At 61.1% G+C, this 17,771-nt stretch carries 12 protein-coding genes; 9 read left to right on the forward strand and 3 right to left on the reverse strand.

Features of this window, described 5'->3' with window-relative positions; translation table 11 throughout:
- The first annotated feature begins 144 nt into the window (after positions 1 to 144).
- The 3 genes from QE395_RS04215 to QE395_RS04225 are packed head-to-tail and all read left to right on the forward strand — an operon-like array spanning position 145 to position 2,627.
- Positions 145 to 615, forward strand: coding sequence for a hypothetical protein (locus tag QE395_RS04215; protein ID WP_095363630.1), 471 nt, complete (start codon positions 145 to 147; stop codon positions 613 to 615).
- 7 nt (positions 616 to 622) lie between these two features.
- Complete coding sequence (locus tag QE395_RS04220; RefSeq protein ID WP_017356179.1) at positions 623 to 1,300, forward strand: response regulator transcription factor; 678 nt, start codon at positions 623 to 625, stop codon at positions 1,298 to 1,300.
- Positions 1,263 to 2,627 (forward strand): HAMP domain-containing sensor histidine kinase, encoded by a 1,365-nt coding sequence (locus tag QE395_RS04225; protein ID WP_093533703.1) that lies wholly within the window; start codon positions 1,263 to 1,265, stop codon positions 2,625 to 2,627. The genes QE395_RS04220 and QE395_RS04225 overlap by 38 nt, the downstream gene beginning before the upstream one ends.
- Positions 2,628 to 2,646: 19 nt before the next feature.
- Here QE395_RS04225 and coaE read toward each other — a convergent pair whose 3' ends face one another.
- The 3 genes from coaE to QE395_RS04240 are packed head-to-tail and all read right to left on the reverse strand — an operon-like array spanning position 2,647 to position 5,389.
- Positions 2,647 to 3,255, reverse strand: a complete 609-nt coding sequence (gene coaE, locus QE395_RS04230) for a dephospho-CoA kinase (RefSeq protein WP_306987638.1) — start codon at positions 3,253 to 3,255, stop codon at positions 2,647 to 2,649.
- Positions 3,256 to 3,262: 7 nt separating this feature from the next.
- A complete protein-coding gene (locus tag QE395_RS04235; protein ID WP_068853817.1) occupies positions 3,263 to 4,126 on the reverse strand; it encodes an A24 family peptidase in 864 nt (287 codons plus the stop codon).
- A 6-nt stretch (positions 4,127 to 4,132) separates the two neighbouring features.
- Positions 4,133 to 5,389 (reverse strand): type II secretion system F family protein, encoded by a 1,257-nt coding sequence (locus tag QE395_RS04240; RefSeq protein ID WP_306987639.1) that lies wholly within the window; start codon positions 5,387 to 5,389, stop codon positions 4,133 to 4,135.
- 356 nt (positions 5,390 to 5,745) lie between these two features.
- Here QE395_RS04240 and QE395_RS04245 point away from each other — a divergent pair, with 356 nt between their 5' ends.
- From QE395_RS04245 to QE395_RS04270, 6 genes are all read left to right on the forward strand, one after another.
- Positions 5,746 to 6,156, forward strand: coding sequence for a pilin (locus tag QE395_RS04245; protein ID WP_306987640.1), 411 nt, complete (start codon positions 5,746 to 5,748; stop codon positions 6,154 to 6,156).
- A gap of 117 nt (positions 6,157 to 6,273) precedes the next feature.
- Entirely contained in the window at positions 6,274 to 6,684 is a 411-nt protein-coding gene (locus QE395_RS04250) for a pilin (RefSeq protein WP_306987641.1), read from the forward strand.
- Between the two features lie 57 nt (positions 6,685 to 6,741).
- Complete coding sequence (pilB, locus tag QE395_RS04255; protein WP_306987642.1) at positions 6,742 to 8,475, forward strand: type IV-A pilus assembly ATPase PilB; 1,734 nt, start codon at positions 6,742 to 6,744, stop codon at positions 8,473 to 8,475.
- Positions 8,476 to 8,672: 197 nt separating this feature from the next.
- Positions 8,673 to 11,732, forward strand: coding sequence for a spermine synthase (locus QE395_RS04260; RefSeq protein WP_306987643.1), 3,060 nt, complete (start codon positions 8,673 to 8,675; stop codon positions 11,730 to 11,732).
- 433 nt (positions 11,733 to 12,165) lie between these two features.
- A complete protein-coding gene (locus QE395_RS04265) occupies positions 12,166 to 12,609 on the forward strand; it encodes a hypothetical protein (RefSeq protein WP_306987644.1) in 444 nt (147 codons plus the stop codon).
- A gap of 398 nt (positions 12,610 to 13,007) precedes the next feature.
- Positions 13,008 to 17,768, forward strand: coding sequence for an RHS repeat-associated core domain-containing protein (locus tag QE395_RS04270; protein WP_306987645.1), 4,761 nt, complete (start codon positions 13,008 to 13,010; stop codon positions 17,766 to 17,768).
- Positions 17,769 to 17,771 lie beyond the last annotated feature (3 nt).

Below are 17,771 nucleotides of genomic sequence, written 5' to 3' on the forward strand. Positions count from 1 at the left end.
GCAGATAACGGTAATCGGGAATGACTTCAGGCCCAGGCGGGATCCGTCTGGGCCTTTTTCTTCCCCTGCCATCGCTCACTTGCTGAGGTGAAGGCGAGGGGGCTACATTCGGCTTTCCGTTCAGTTGACTAAGGATTGGTTGAAATGAAGCGAGTGATTCTGGCCGCCGGGACCGCGGCCCTCCTGCTGGCGCTGGGTACCGCGCAGGCAGCCCCCAACGAAGAGGTTTTTGCGCGAAACAAGCCGCTGGCCGAGCAGATCCAGCGGATCGAAGTAGAAATGGGGGATGGCAAAACCTATTCCGAACTGCGCCTGGAAGACCGCAGCCGTGTCCGCGAAGCCTTGAGCCGTATGCATGGCGTGCTCGATCAGTACCCGGATCAGGCCACCCTTCCCGAACCCTCCAAGATCGCCCTGTTCAACGACCAACAAATTGTGAACACGATTTTGACGAAGGCGCGCGAAGATAGCCGCCAGGTCTGCGTGCGCGAAAAGACCACCGGGTCCCACCGCGCCACTACCCAGTGCATGACGGTTGCCCAGCGTCAGCGCGCCAAGGACGACGCGCAGAAGAACCTGACCAACGCACAGCGCACGGGTCAATCCATTTTCTAGAGGTCACATGCGAATTCTTGTAATTGAAGACAACAGCGACATCGCCGCCAACTTGGGCGACTACCTCGAAGACCGCGGCCACACCGTGGACTTCGCCGCCGACGGCGTGACCGGCCTGCACCTGGCGGTCGTGCACGAGTTCGACGCGATCGTGCTGGATCTCAATCTGCCGGGCATGGATGGGATCGAGGTCTGCCGCAAGCTTCGCAATGAAGCGCGCAAGCAGACCCCGGTGCTCATGCTGACCGCACGGGATTCGCTGGACAACAAGCTGGCCGGGTTCGACTCCGGTGCTGACGACTACCTGATCAAGCCGTTTGCGCTGCAGGAAGTGGAAGTGCGTCTGAACGCCCTGTCGCGCCGCGGCAAGGGCGTGCAGACCCGGGTGCTGGAAACCGGCGACCTGGAATACAACCTCGATACCCTCGAGGTTCGCCGCCAGGGCAAGCTGCTGCAGCTCAACCCCACCGCGCTGAAAATCCTGCAGGCGTTGATGGAAGCGGCCCCGGCCGTGGTGACCCGCCAGGAGCTGGAAACCCGCGTGTGGGGCGAAGAGCTGCCCGATTCGGATTCGCTGCGCGTGCACATCCACGGCCTGCGCGCCGTGGTGGACAAGCCGTTCGAGGTGCCGTTGATCCAGACCCGCCATGGCATCGGATACCGCATCGCCGCCCCGGAAGCCTGATCCGGTGACAGGCAGGGGGGAGCGCCGCCGGGGCCCGTACCGGCGCCGGCTGCGCAGCCGCATCATTGTCTCATTCGTGCTGTTGGGCTTCTGCCTGACAGCACTGTTTGCCTTCGCCACCAACCTGGCCCGCGCGCGCGTGGAGAACCAGCTGGTCGAAGATGTGATGAACCGCAACATCAACGAGTATGCGCGCCGCTACTTCGCTGATCCTTCGCGCAACCCCGACCTTCCCGTGCAGCAGATGCGCGCGCGCATCGTGGGGCCGGACAAGTTCGAAGCGCTGCGCCAGGAAGAGCCGGACTGGTACGAATTCCGCGATGGCATCCACGGCCTGAGCGGCGTGGACGAGCGGGGCAACCCCTTCTCCTACAAGCTGGCGGTACGCAAGACCCCCGACGCCTGGTTCTTCCTTGCCTACGACATGACCGAAAGCCTGCGCGGCGCAGAGCAATTGAACCGCGCGCTGTTCTTCTCGGTGCTGGTGTTCAGTGCGTTGTCGCTGGTGCTGGGCTGGTGGTCCGCCTCGAAGGTGATGAAGCCGGTATCCGACCTGGCCGCGCGCCTGCGCGCCTACCGGGGCGGTACCAGTGACCCCACGCCGTTGGCGCCACGTTTCCCCGACGACGAAGTGGGGCAGCTGGCGCAGGCACTGGATGACTATTCGGCCCGGCTCACCGAAGTGGTGCAGCGCGACCGCGAATTCAACGCCGACGTCAGCCACGAGCTGCGCACCCCGCTGGCCGTAATCCGGGGTGCCACCGAGCTGCTGCTGACCCGGCCGGACCTGGACCCCAAGGTGCTGCAGCGCCTGCAGCGCATCCAGCGTGCCGAACAGCAATGCACCGACCTGATTGGCGCGCTGCTGCTGCTATCGCGCAACGAGCGCGGGCAGGGCAGCAGCAACGTGGCGCGGGTGGCCGAACAGCTGCTCGATTCGCACCGCGCCCAGCTCGGCGGCAAGCCGCTGGAGCTGGTGCTGGAAGGCGACCGCGAACTGGTCATCGATGCCCCGGAATCGGCGCTGTCGGTGGCACTGGGCAACCTGATCGGCAACGCCGTGAAGTACTCGCAGGAAGGCTCGGTGCGGGTGCTGGTCACCGGCAACCGGGTTGAAGTGATCGACAGCGGCCCGGGCCTCAGCGCCGAAGACGCGGCCAAGCTGTTCCAGCGCGGCTATAGAGGCACCCACGCCGGCCACTCGCAGGGCGGCGGTATCGGCTTGTCGATCGTGAGCCGCCTGTGCGATCTGTATGGCTGGCAGGTCAATGTGCGGCCAGGCGAAACCCGGGGCGTGGTGGCCACGCTGACGTTCGCTCCGGCGTAGCGACACTCATGGCGTGTATCTACGCGGCAAATCGCCTGTACACGGCGTCCAAACGCTCCACTTCCGCCTGCAGATGGTCCGGGTGCCCATCATTGACCACCACGTCATCCGCCAGCGCCAGCCGCTCCTCCCGGCTGGCCTGCGCGGCAATCATCCGGTCGGCCAGATCGGCCGTGGTGCCATCGCGCTGCATCAGCCGCGCATGCTGTACCGCCACCGGCGCATCCACCACCAGAATCCGGTCCAGCCACGGGTACTGCTGGCGGCCGCCGGCTTCGGCCAGCAGCGGGATGGCCGCAATCGCATAGGGGCTCCCAGCCTGCTCACAGGTCTGCCGCAGCAGTTCCCGAATGGCAGGGTGGGTAATGGCTTCCAGCGCCTGCCGCTCCTGTGCGGAGCTGAAGATCCGCTCGCGCAACGCAGCGCGGTCAAGCTGGCCATCGGCCAGCAGGATTCCGGAACCAAAGTGCGCCACGATCCGGGCCAAGCCGTCGCTTCCAGCCGCCACCACGGCACGGGCGGCCACGTCGGCATCTGCGATAGTGATGCCCAGCGCCTCGAAGCGCCGGGTTACCTCGGTCTTGCCGGCGGCCACGCCGCCAGTCAATCCAATCACGAACTGGCTCATCGCTGCCTCAGCGCAGGCCGGACACCCGCAAATACGCGTTGATCAACGGCTCGCCCCACATGAACACGATCCAGCCCGCCAGGGCCAGGTAGGGCCCGAACGGAATCGGCGTGGCCCGGTCGCGGCCGCGCGAGTACAGCCAGATCGAACCGATGATCGCCCCAAGCACCGACGAGAGCAGGATGATCGGCAGGATGCCCTTCAACCCACACCAGGCGCCCAGCGCGGCCAGCAGCTTGAAATCGCCGTGACCAATGCCTTCCTTGCCGGTGATCTGCTTGAACAGCCACCACACCGACCACAACAGCAGGTAGCCGGCTATCGCGCCCAGCAGGGCAGGCTTGGCCGGCATGTACAGGTTGTCGATGCTGCCTATCAGCCCCAGCCACATCAGCGGCAGGGTGAGCTGGTCCGGCAACAACTGGGTGCGCAGGTCAATGCCGGACAAGGCCACCAGGAAGCAGCTCAGCACGATGGCGCCGAAGCCCTGCCAGCCAAAGCCGAACTGCCAGACGCTCGCTACCACCAGCAAGCCTGTCAACAGCTCGACCAGCGGGTACTGGATGGAGATCGGCGCGTGGCAGTGGCGGCACTTGCCGCCCAGGACCAACCAGCTGAACAGCGGGATGTTCTCGTACCAGGACAGCTTGTGCTTGCAGTGCGGGCAGTGCGACGGCTCGACCACGATCCCGGGCGGGGGTGGCTCGTAGATGTCCGGAAGCTCGAGCACCTCGCGGGCGTCGCGCTTCCACTGCCACTCCAGCCGCTTGGGCAGGCGCAGGATCACCACATTGAGGAAGCTGCCAATCAGCAACCCCAGTGCGGCCGCGGCCGGATAGCCGAGGCCGGGATGCTGGTCGAGAAATGCCATGTGCCGTTAGACCACCGAAGCCAGTTTGAAGATGGGCAGGTACATGCCGATGACCATGCCGCCGACAATGGTACCAATGAATACCATGATCATCGGCTCCAGCAGGCTGCTCAGGGCGTCCACGGCATTGTTCACTTCCTGCTCGTAGTACTCGGCCACCTTGAACAGCATGGCATCCAGCGCGCCGGCCTCTTCGCCGATGGCGGTCATCTGGATGACCATGTGCGGGAACAGGTTGATCTGCTTCATCGCCATATTGACGGGATAGCCGACCGAGACGTCATCCCGCATCCGCAGAACACCTTCCTCGTACACCTTGTTACCAGTAGCGCCGGCCACGATACCCAGGGCTTCAACCAACGGTACGCCGGCCCGGAAGGTCACCGCCGTCGTGCGGGCGAACCGGGCAATGGAGCTGTTGTGCATGATCTGGCCGATCACCGGCACCTTCAGGATCGTACGGTCCATGGCGTGTTGCATGGAGGGAGAACGCTTGTAGGCAAAAATGAAGCCACCGATAGCGCCACCTGCAACAAGCAGCATGAGCCACCACCAAGCCACCATGAACCGGGACAGATTGACGATCATCTGGGTGAAGGCGGGCAGTTCCGCGCCGAAGCTCTTGAACACGTCTTCGAACTGCGGAACCACCCAGACGAGCAGAATGCCGCTGACCAGGATGGCTACCGCCATCACCATTGCAGGGTAGAACAGGGCCTTCTTGATCTTGCCCTTAAGGGTCTCGATGTTTTCCTTATAGGTAGCTACCGTATCCAGCACCGTTTCCAAGACACCCGCGCCTTCACCAGCCTTGACCAGATTGCGGTAAAGCTCGTCGAACTGGACTGGGTGCTTGCTGACCGCCTCGTACAAGGACGAGCCGCCCTCGATGTCGGCGCGGACGCTGTCCACCATCTTTTTCATGCGCGGGTTCTTGTGCCCGCTGCCAATGATTTCCAGCGCCGAGACGATAGGCACACCCGACTTCATCATGGTCGCCATCTGGCGGCTGAAGAAGGCAATGTCCTTGGCGCTGATAGTCTTGCCGGCCGCTCCGAAAAGCGGTTTGGGCTTGGGCTTGACCACGTTGGGCGTAATGCCCTGGCGGCGCAGCTCGGCCCTGAGCAGGTTGGCGCTCTTGGAGGGCTGCTCGCCCTTCATCTTTATGCCCCGCTTGTCGGTCCCCTCCCAGACAAACGGCTGCAACTCCATGGTGCTACGCGCCACGGGCTCTTTCTTGACGGCACTACGGCTCACAGACATACAGGCTCCCCAGCCGCGCCATCCCCAGGCGGGCTTCTGCGCCGAATGGTAGCTGGTTCCGGGCCGTCATGGCATCCCTCCCGGGCGGCAATCCGTGACCGGAGTCTGAGACCGGCACCGTCAGAAGGTGACGCAACGCGTCACAATGCCGTTTGGGTCGCAAAATACCGTGAGGGGGGTTCCAATCCTGAAGATTGCTGCCATCATTGCGCCGGGGAATGCTGGGGAGCATTGCTGAGAAGTTGGCACGCAACCTGCTTTCAACCACCCGCACGGGCGATCGCCTTGCTCAGCCGGCCCGCCGGCCAGGCCCGACCCAGTGTTCACTTTTCAAACCACCTCTAGGGGATGTACTCATGAAGAAGCAGCAGGGCTTTACCCTCATCGAACTGATGATCGTCGTCGCGATCATCGCGATCCTGGCCGCCATCGCTATCCCGGCTTACCAGGACTACGTGGTCCGCTCGCAGGCTGCCTCGGCTCTGGCCGAAATCACTCCGGGCAAGGTTGGCTTCGAGCAGGCGATTAACGAAGGCAAGACCCCGTCGCTGACCGCCACCGATGCCGGCTTCATCGGCATCACCGACAAGACCTCGTACTGCGAAGTCTCCAGCGACAAGGCCACCACCATCGTCTGCAAGGCCAAGGGCGGCAACGCAACCAAGTTCAACGACAAGACCATCACCTGGACCCGCGACGCTGCGGCTGGTACCTGGGCTTGCACCTCGACCTTGGATGCCAAGTACAAGCCGGGCAAGTGCGGCTAATAGCCCGCTGACCGCTTGATTGGAAAGGCCCCTGTGAAAGCAGGGGCCTTTTTTTTGTGGCTTGAACGGGTTGGCACGAAACCTGCTCGCTTTCCGGCCAAAGAGGGGAGCATCGAAATGCAGAAGATCAAAGGCTTTACGCTCATCGAGCTGATGATCGTGGTGGCCATCATCGCTGTGCTGGCAGCCATTGCCATTCCGGCATACCAGAACTACGTGGCCAAGACCCAGGTCACCGCCGCCCTGGCCGAGATCGCGCCAGGCAAGGTGGGCGTGGAATCGGCGCTGGCCACCGGCAACGCCCCGCTGGTCACTGCCACCTATGTAGGTCTTGTCAATCCCAGTAGCCACTGCTCGACCATACTGGCATCGCTGGCGGCGGACGGCACGGCGGAGATCAGCTGCGTGGTGGTAGGCAACCCACAGGTGCTAGGAACCAGCCTGACCTTGAACCGCGACCCCGATGGGCAATGGCACTGTGCTGCGCCGGCGATTGACGAGCGACACCGACCGCGCAACTGCAATTGAACGCCCGCTGTCTGGGTTAAGCTGTAGTCCCCCGGAGCAATCAGCCGTGACGCCCCTATGAATGCAGTAGTGTCCGCAAACCTCGTCGGCATCACCGGCATCGCCCGTCGCCTGGTTCAGGATGGTGCGCTGGAAGAGGCCGCCGCACGCGATGCGATGGCCAAGGCCGCTGCCGCCAAGCAGCCGCTGCCGCAATACTTCGCCGAGAAGAAACTGGTCACCGCAGCGCAGCTGGCCGCTGCGAACGCGCTGGAATTCGGCATGCCGCTGCTGGACGTTTCGGTGTTCGACGGTGCCCAGAGCGCGATCAGCGTCGTCAGCGAGGAGCTTCTTCGCAAGCACCACGTCCTGCCGCTGTTCAAGCGAGGTGGCAGGCTGTTCGTGGGTACCAGTGACCCCACCCACTCCCTGGATGAGATCAAGTTCCACACCAACCTGGTGGTCGAGCCGATCTTGGTTGACGAAGACCAGATTCGTCGGACGCTGGAACAATGGCAGTCCAAGCATGACGCACTGGGCGGGTCCTTGGGCGGAGGCGACGACGACGGCATGGGTGACCTGGACGTATCTGCCGGAGACGACGAGGGTGGCGGCAACGCCGAGTCCGGTCACGATGCAAAGGGCGACGACACCCCGGTGGTGAAGTTCGTCAACAAGGTGCTCGTCGATGCCATCCGCAAGGGCGCATCCGACATCCACTTCGAGCCCTACGAAGATGATTACCGCGTGCGGTTCCGCATCGACGGGCTGCTCAAGAACGTAGCCAAGGCGCCGGTCAAGCTGAACCAGCGCATCGCTGCACGACTGAAGGTCATGTCGCAGCTGGATATCGCCGAAAAGCGCGTCCCGCAGGATGGGCGCATCAAGCTCAACCTGTCCAAATCCAAGCAGATCGACTTCCGTGTCAGCACCCTGCCGACCCTGTTCGGCGAGAAGGTCGTGCTGCGTATCCTGGATGGTAGCGCGGCAAAACTGGGTATCGACAAGCTCGGCTACGAGCCTGAGCAACAGAAGCTGTTCCTGGATGCCATCCACAAGCCTTATGGCATGGTGCTGGTCACCGGCCCGACCGGCTCGGGCAAAACGGTGTCGCTGTATACCGCGCTGGGCATCCTCAACGACGAAACCCGCAATATCTCCACTGCCGAGGATCCGGTCGAAATCCGACTGCCTGGCGTGAACCAGGTGCAGCAGAACGTGAAGCGCGGCATGACCTTCGCCGCCGCGCTCCGCTCGTTCCTGCGACAGGATCCGGATATCATCATGGTGGGCGAAATCCGCGATCTGGAAACGGCTGAAATTGCCGTCAAGGCAGCGCAGACAGGCCACATGGTGCTTTCCACTCTGCACACCAACGACGGCCCGCAGACCATCGCACGCCTGATGAACATGGGCATCGCGCCATTCAACATCACCAGTTCGGTCACGCTGGTGATTGCCCAGCGCCTGGCACGTCGATTGTGCAGCAACTGCAAGCGGCCGGTAGATCTGCCGCCGAATGCACTGCTGGCCGAAGGCTTCACCCAGGCACAGCTGGATGCCGGCATCACTTTGTATGAGCCGGTCGGTTGTGATGAGTGCACCGAGGGCTATAAGGGGCGCACGGGCATCTACCAAGTCATGCCGATGAGTGAGGAGATTTCGGTCATCGTGCTGGCCGGTGGCAACGCCATCCAGATTGCCGAGGCCGCGCAGCGGGCCGGCATCAACGATCTGCGGCAGTCCGCGCTGGTCAAGGCCGCCGCCGGCACTACCAGCCTCGCCGAGATCAATCGCGTCACCAAGGACTAAGGTCCCAGTCGCACGCCGCAGTAGCCGGGTGCGTCGCGGTCGGCGATCAGCTGGTACCATCCAGAAGCAACATCGCCCGGCGGGGAGCCGGGTTCAACACTTCAATTGCCACCCGGTACCGCCAATGCGGCGCCGTGCTTGGCTACAGACATGATGACAGGCCATTTGGCCTGGCAAGACGCAACGGGGATACACGCATGGCGTTGGTGAAGAGCAGGGCAGGTACGTGGCTGTTGTGGATATTCGTGCTGTCCGGATTCTCGGGCCTTATCTACCAGTCGATCTGGACGCAGTATCTGGGGCTCTTCCTCGGGCATTCTTCCTACGCGCAGTCGCTGGTCCTGATCCTGTTCATGGGCGGGATGGCGATCGGCGCATGGCTGGTGAGCCGCTGGAGCAGTCGGGTCCGGCGACCATTGCTTGCTTACGCCATCATCGAGGTGGTCATCGGTCTGCTCGGGCTCAGCTTCGACGGGATTTATCAAGGCCTTACGGGGTGGGCGTACGATCAGTTGCTGCCCATGCTGCCAGCCAGCCAGCTTCAGCACGCTCGCTGGGTACTGGCTGCCGCAATGGTATTGCCGCAGTGTATTTTGCTGGGCGCCACCTTCCCCCTGATGAGCGCAGGCTACATCCGTTTACGGGAGCACGCGGAAGGTCGCGTCCTCGCCGGCCTCTATTTCTCTAATAGCCTCGGTGCGGCTATTGGTGCGCTTGCGTCCACCTATGTGATGTTGCCTGCCATCGGGATGCCGGGCACCGTCTTCTCTGCCGGCCTGATCAACATTCTGGTTGCGGTGATGGTGTACCCACTCAGTAAGCGGGACGTTTCTTTGCCGGCATCTGGCCGCGCGGCGTCCGAGCCTCAAGGCGAATTCACTGAATCCATTGCTCCATCGTCGGGGAGGGCAACTTCGCCGCCCCTGCTGATCCTGGCCGTGGCCGGCCTCACCGGTGCCGCCTCGTTCGTGTACGAGATCACTTGGATCCGAATGTTGTCGCTGGCCTTGGGTACGACCATCCACTCCTTCGAACTGATGCTGGCGGCGTTCATTCTCGGAATCGCCATGGGTGGCCTGTGGCTGAAGAATCGAGCCGATAGCCTGTTGTCCCCGCTGGTGACCGCGGGCTGGATTCAAGTGTGGATGGGTATTGCGGCCTTGGGCTCGATGTTCGTCTACGCCAGCGCCTTCGAATGGGTCGGCTGGCTAATGAAGGTCATCACGCATACTGCCGAAGGCTATGGCCTGTTCAATCTGGCCAGCGCTGGCATTGCATTGCTCGTCATGTTCCCGGCAGCATTCTTTGCAGGCATGACGCTTCCGCTGCTTACCTTGGCATTGCTACGGCAAGGTCATGGCGAAAAGTCAATCGGCCAGGCATACGCATACAACACGATTGGCGCAATTGTCGGCGTCCTGGCGGCTGTTCACGTGTTGATGCCGTTGCTGGGGTTGAAGTTCGCGCTGCTCAGTGCTGCCATGGTGGATATTGCGCTTGGCTTGGTGTTGCTTGCGAAATTTGCACGGTCGGAGACCGCTTCGCGCGCGCCGGTAGTGTTTCCTGCTGCCGCCATTTCTGCGCTTGCCGTGGTTGCGTCAGCTTGGCTGGTGACCTTTGATCCGCTGGTCCTCAACTCGTCGGTGTATCGTCATGGTACGACCGTGCTGGGCGGCGGTACCCGGACAATGTTCGTCAAGGACGGTAAGACGGCAACTGTGGCCGCCTTTGAAACGGGTGAGAAGGGTCAAGAAGTTCGCATGATCTCGACCAACGGCAAGGTTGATGCCGGCATGGCGGCATCCTTGGGTCAGGCGGCCACCGCCGACGAGTCCACAATGCTGCTTCTTGCGGCAGTTCCTCTGTCCATGCGAGATCACTATGACCGTATTGGTGTGATCGGATTTGGATCGGGGCTGACTACGCACACCTTGATGGGGCACGCCAAGGTTGGAAGCGTCGATACTGTTGAGATCGAACCTGCGATGGTCGAAGGGGCGCGTGCGTTTGGCTCTCGCGTATCCCGTGCGTACACTGACCCCCGTTCCAACGTAATCATCGATGACGCAAAGGCTTACTTCGCGTCAGTCCCCCAAAAGTATGACTTGATCATTTCAGAGCCGTCCAACCCCTGGGTGGGTGGAACCGCATCGCTGTTTGGTACCGAGTTCTACCAGTACATTCCCAAGCAGCTGAATGAGGATGGGCTGTTTGTCCAGTGGCTGCAGCTTTACGAGATATCCCCTGATCTGGTCAACTCCGTCCTGTCGGCAATGCTTGCCAATTTCAAGGATGTGAAAGCCTATATCGCCAATGAGAACGATCTCATTCTGGTTGCCTCTCCGCATGGTGAGGTCCCCGAACTTGGCGGTTCCATTTTCGAGCAACCGCTACTCGCTGCTGAGCTCTCTCGCATTGGTGTAACTGACCTTGCCGCCTTGCAGAGCACGCAGGTCATGAATCGAACGGGTCTGCAGGGATATCTGACGCTTTATCCGTACAGGCTCAACTCGGACATGTATCCGATCCTTAAGCTGCAGGCACCACAAGCGCGCTTCGAACGGGCCCAGGTTACCGATTTTGCCGCCCTTGGAGCCGCGCCTTGGCCTGTAAGTCGCTGGCTTGGCGGGGCTTCACCGCGATCTGGACCCCTGCCAGAGGGGATCGCTCGATTGGGGTTGGTATCGTCACGCCAGACCGAGGCAGCTCACGAGGTCTTTGCGACGTTGGTTGAAGGTAGTAAGGCGCCAACAAAGAGCATGTCCGATCTTGATGACCTGCAGGTTGATGCCCTTCGTGGTTTTGCATCGACCTGTGACCTTGACAGCCGACCGCAACGCAGTGCCACCCTGATTTTCTCTTTGGCGGCGGAGACCACTGCCCATCTTGATCCAGCGCGGCTCGAGCGCTTGTGGGGCAAGCCTGAATGGCTGCGTTGTTCCGTTGAAGACGAGACGGTAAGGGCGGCGCTGGATTTCGTGGCCGCCGTATCGGAAGGGCGCAATGTCGATGTCATTCGAACGGGGCTCTCGCTGTTCGACGGTCCCCATGGCAAGAATCTCGTGCGAGATCCTGTCTCCGGCCCCTACATCATGGGTTCAATGCAGTACGCGGCGCTGGCAGAAGGTGATTCGACTACCGCAAAGCAGTTGTTGCAGCGCTACTGGCTGAACCTCGATAGCAAGGCGCAGGCAAATTCTTCGCTGAGGCTACTCGCTTGGTTGGCAATGCGACCGGCGGAAACGCGGGTGCAATAACCTCTTGATGGCGCCCCGCGATGCGGGGCGCCTTTTTTTGACAATGCGTCTGGTTGCCATGGTCTGAGCACTAGCGCACAGTTGCATCGCAACGGGATGCCTCTGCTCGCCGCAGCGATCGCAAATTCCAAGACCATCAAATGCCGCCAGTCGGGCCAAGGTCGCCTCCCGCAATTGAAACTGATCGGGTCGCAGTGTCCTGGTAAAGATTGGGAATGGAAGGGCAACGGTCCGCCGGGAAGCTCGAAGGGGAACTGGGTCAATCCAAATACGGGCGGTAAGCTCCACCCAGACTTTGGGCATCCACCGCCCAAAGGGCCTCACTGGGGCTACACAGACGGGAACGGTGAAAAGTGGGACTACTTCCCTGATGGAAGGCGTTGGCAGCCAGGTGACATAAAATGGAAGTGACATGTAGACGGGGTGGAAATTGATGATTTTCTCAGATGAGTGGTATCGGTCCGAATGGAGGCGGCTCGGATTTCACTATCAACTGGATGAGGTCTCGAGGCGGTGGAACATCAATGGTTCCGCCAAAGGGTTGCACTCGTTTGTAGCCGCTATACGTGAGTATGCCGCTGATTCTGAGAATGACTGGTTCTCCTGCCACCGCAACCTGGGGCCACATGAGTACTTGGAAATTGGCACTTGGAGTTCAGCGATCATCGACGATCACTGGATTGCCGGTCCCTTGTCCGAACTGCTCGGTCTCGCGACCTTCATTGAGAAGTGGATTGGCGCATCGAAGGTTGGTGATTGTGTTTCTGTCCGGCCATTTTTTAGCCCGGATTCTCGTTATGACGTCTGGCTGAGGTTGGCGCCAGATGACTTCGATCCTTCATCTTTGGATACATCATTAGCGACGCCATCCAGCTGATTGTGAAAGGTTCCGTGTCGTCCCCCAATCTTCCATGGAGGCGGTCGATGGGAACGAGCAACGGCATGGGGCGCGGGTCCACCGCACTGGTCGGTGCTTTTGTTCCAGCCACAGCCATTGCGAGTACGCGGCGTGGGCCTTCTGATCATCGGTGTAATGACGGCGAGGGGGCGTGACATAGGGAACTTCCAAGTGCGAGTAAACTGTCGTTTCTTGGCGCCCGCTTGAGCTGGGCAGGTTCAAACCTACGCAATTCAGTACCAACGGGTCAGGGTGATTGCCTTCCGCAGTGACGAGGCAGTCTGAGACTCTCCGCACAATTTTCAACCGGTGCATTGGCGACAATGCTTCTCAGACCATCCTCAGGCCTTGAAGGCTGGCGGACAATTGTTACCCACATGGAGGTGGTTGTGCTCATAAGATTGGTTCTGCCTACCACACAAGCAGACCACGATAGGCGTGATTCGGGTGGCCTGCGCAAAACACTCCGCGACAGACTGCGGCTAATCCTTGTGGTGTTTCTCGCGATAGCATCAGTGACGGGTGCCGGCGTCGTGCGAGCGCAGGAAAAGGACCCTCGATTCTGCTATCAGGGATCCTGCTATCCCACCCTACACCAGGCTGAAGCGGAGCTTCGGGCGAACGCGGGTCCGTATGGGAGCCTATGGATAAAGGGCAAGACCCAGCACTATATGGATTCGGTCTCAGGTCCCGTACTCAGGATCGAGTACAAGGTCAACGACCACGAGCCTAGCGTGATGTATCCGCCGGGTTACATCGTTGGCAGCATGCAGGCCAGCGATGGAATATGCAGCCCGGCAGCAGATCCGCATGAACCTCAAAAGTGTGCTGATGAAGCGGAGGGTGTAGCGGGGGCGATGGCAAGGTACCGCTCGTTATGGCCAAGTTGTACGTTCGTAGAGCAAGGGTATGACGGCCATCATGCGGACCCTTATGCGACGGTGCGCAACTTTTATGGCTATGGGATGATCGGATTCAAGAGCACTTTGGGTGCTGCGGAGCGCAACTTCCGTTACACCATTCAGTGCCCAGGATGGGATGCCCCCGACTCTCGGATGCACCATATCGTAAAGATGCAGTCTTTCGACTGTCCCTTAGGCTTTAAGCCGAAGTATGCAGACAACCCGGCCTACCACTCTTGGGGGAGCGGCTTGCAGTGGCCCATGCTTTGCGAGCCAACGATGCCGCCCCAGGAAATCATGCAGTGGAAAACTACGCAGACTTGCTCCGCAGCGACCACAAAGAATCCCTGTTTCCCGGCAACCGGTGATAAGGCGAGGTCAGAGATCGACTTCAATTTTGCAGGCCGCGACTTCACGCGTCACTATCACTCGCTGAATCAGCTTCAGGTTTATCCCGAGCTTGGGGCTGGTTGGTCACACAATTACGCCGACTTCATGATGTCTACGAGGCGGGTTCGTATAGATGAAACGGGCTACCTTCAGTCCTATTCGTATGCCGGCCGAGGGAATCAGGCGTATGGTGAGCTGGTTCAAGTCGGCGCGACGGGTGGAGCAGAGCTTATAAAGGCCGATGGAAGCGTCCGCTCATACCTCCCGGATGGGCGGCTCGGAGCGGTCACCACAGGGGATCCGGAGACCAGCGTCACCATTGCATACGATCAGATGTCTCGGATCCAAGGCATCAAAGACGGTACGGGGCGCGAGCTTACGTTTGAGTACGAAGGTGGACACCTGTCTTCCATCGCGCTCCCGGATGGCTCAACCGCAGAGTACACCTACGACGGCCACGGAAATCTGACGAAGGTCACTCGGCCTGACGGATCAACCAGGACATACGTTTACGGCGAAGCCGGGTACGCGCCTTTGTCGTTCCCACATCTCATGACCGGCATCATCGAGGGGGGCACGCGCTACGCGACTTTCTTATATGGGCCAGATGGCAAGGTAGTAGGTAGTTATCTGGTCGCAGGGGGGCAGCCGGTTGATGCCGGGACGATCACTTACAACGCAGACCGGACCGTAACTACGACCAACGAGCTGGGTGAGGTGAGCAGCCTTGAGATCGGTGGAAGTGAGTTCCGCGCAATTACAAGGACGGTGGATTCAAGGGGCGCGAGCTCACAGATCGTAGACGGCTTCGGGCGGCGCAGCTCGCAGTTGGATGCAGCCGGGAATCGCACAAATTGGTCATACGTAGATTCCAGTGGCGAGGTGTCACAGGTCGTCATCCGTACTGAAGAAGCCATCGGCCGCACCACCCGCTCCACCCGTGATGCAAACAACCGCGTCGTGGAGGAGCGCGTGAGTCAGAAGGTCACCGGCGGCGAACAGCTCATCTCCCTGCATCGCCAGGCATACGACACCCAGGGCCACGTACTGTTTTCTTGCCAATACGACGCCAACCTACCAACCGACTATGTCTGCGGCTCCTCGGTCACGGCGCCCATCAACGTGCGTCAGTCGCAGAACACCTATTGCACCGAAGCAGACGCAGCTGCCAACCCCGTACTCTGCCCATTGCCCGGCTTGCAGCTCACGGCTGTCAACCCAGCCGGCGCCATCACCCGCTTCGATTACCATGCCGCCAATGACTCCGGCTGCGATGCCAACGGTGAGTGCCGCTTCCGCAAGGGCGACCTGCGCGCGGAGATTGATCCGCTCGGCCGCCGCACCGAGTACCTGGAGTACGACGCCTTCGGTCGCGCCGTGCAGGTCCGTGGCATTGACGGTGTGGTGGTGGAGCAGCTGTTCGACCACAACGCCCGAGTCCTTGCCGAAACGATCAAGGGCGACGTGCCAGCCAATGATCGAATCCGGCTCTACGAGTACAACTCCACCGGCAAGCTGACCCGCGTTACCCAGCCCGACGGTGTCTGGACCCGGATGCATTACGACACCGCCGACCGCCTCACCAGCGTGGAAGACGCGGCAGGCAACCGCATCAACTACGTGCTGGATGGAGCGGGCAACCGGGTGCGCGAGGAAGTACGCGACAGCAGTGGCGTGCTGCGGCGTGTGCTGGACCGCCTGTTCGACACCGCCAGCCGTATGACCCGGGTAACCGGGGCATCCGGCCATGCTGCCCAGCTGCGTTACGACGCCGTGGGCAATCTGCTGGAGACAGAAAATCCAGTCGGTACGATATCCAGGAGCACGTACGATGGCGTGGGGCGGCCGACCAGGCAGATCGATGACCTGGGCGGCATCAACGCCGAGATGCGTTATGAGTACGCGGCGAACGGTCAGGTTGAGCGGGTGGTCGATCCCAAGGGCTTGGCGACCACCTACGCCTACGATGGCTTCGGCCAGCTTGTCACCCAGACCAGCCCCGATACCGGCATCACCCAGTTCACCTACGACCGCCTCGGCAATACGCTGACTCGTACAGATGCCCGTGGAGTCACGGCGCAATACGAGTATGACGCCATAGGCCGCACCACGGCCGTGCGCTTCGCCGACCCCGCTGCCGATATCCAGTATGTCTACGACCAGCCATCAAGCCAATGCCCGGCCGGTGAGCGTGCGGGCATAGGCCGCCTTTCCAGCATGATCGATCCCAGCGGCCGTACCGACTACTGCTACAGCCCGGTCGGGGATCTGGTACGTCGCGTACAGGTGGTTGAAGGGCAGGCGTTGGTGCTGCACTATGCCTACGCACCGTCGGGGCGTCTTCAGTCGATGACGTATCCAGACGGCAGTCTCGTGGACTACGGCTACGACACCCTCGGCCACGTCAACAGCGTGGGGGTCACCCCGGCAGGCGGCACCCGTGAGGTGCTGCTGCAGGGCGTGCAGATGCTGCCCTTCGGGCCGGAGCAATCCTGGACATTCGGCAACGGCCGCCGCCTGGATCGCAGCTATGACGAGGACTACCGACCGCTGACCATCAGCGACGACCGCGACGGGTTGAACGTGGCCTTCGGATTCGATGGCGCCGGCAACATCGCGTCGTTGACTGACGGCGGACCGCAGGGGCAGGGCGCGACTCTGGACTACGACGCGATGGGGCGACTGACGGCATTCAAGGACGCGCAGTCGGGCGTTGCCATCGAGGAGTACAGCTACGATGCGACTGGTAATCGCCTGTCGTTCGGAAACTCAGCAGGAACGCAGACATACGCATACCCGGCGGATAGCCATCGATTGGCATCAGTGGATGGCGTCCCCCGCGCGTATGATGCGGTGGGGAATACGCTAGCCATAGGCGGTGAGTGGCAGTACGTGTATGACCTCGCCGGCCGGCTCGGCTCCGCATCCCGTGCCGGCTCTGCTCAAGTCCTCTATCGTCACAATGGCGCGGGGCAGCGGATTCTGCAGCGTTCTGGCGCTGTGAAGAAGCTGCATCTGCATGGTGAGGGTGGGGAGTGGCTTGGCTCATACGACGCCAGTGGCCTGCCCGACCAGCAGATAGTCTGGCTGAACTCAAAGCCAGTGGGCTTGATCCAGTCGGGAACGGTCCTGTACATCGAAGCCGACCACCTGGGTTCGCCACGGGCGGTGATCGATCCTGAGCGTAACGCGGCGGTTTGGCGATGGAGCCTGCTGGGTGAAGCATTTGGCCAGGGACCGGTGTCGGAAGATCCCGACCAGGACGGGGTTTCCCAGTCGCTTGATCTTCGTTTTCCGGGGCAGCGGCATGACGGTGCGAGTGGTCTCAGCTACAACTACTATCGGGACTATGATCCAGCGGCAGGTCGATACGCGCAGAGCGATCCCCTTGGTCATCTGGTCGGGCCGGCGACGTACGGATACGGTTCGGCGAACCCGTTGCTGCGCTCAGATATCTATGGGCTGGCTGATAGAGAGCTGGGTGACCACGTAAGCGGCCAGACTATTGATTGCGGGAGGGGTTGCACAATCAGGGTGGACTTCCGCCTAGACATCAAAACAGGCCAGCGCGTCCGTCATCTGCACTGGAAATGCAAGAGCGGCGAACAGGGGGTTTGCGGTGAGAATGGAGATGAATCCCATGATGGCAGATGGGAAGATGCTCCACGCCATATCAAGGAATGTGCGATAAGAAACGGATTTGCCGGTGCTCCTTCCTCCGCTCCGGAGCGCCAGTCGGGGCCTCAGTTCAACGGGTTAGATCAAACGCCGGGGTCTAAGTCGGCGACAGTCGGCGGCACCATGATCGTTATTGGCGCTTTTATACTTTGGCTGATAGGAGGATAGTGT

The organism is Stenotrophomonas sp. SORGH_AS_0282, assembly GCF_030818125.1.
Classification (GTDB): domain Bacteria; phylum Pseudomonadota; class Gammaproteobacteria; order Xanthomonadales; family Xanthomonadaceae; genus Stenotrophomonas; species Stenotrophomonas rhizophila_A.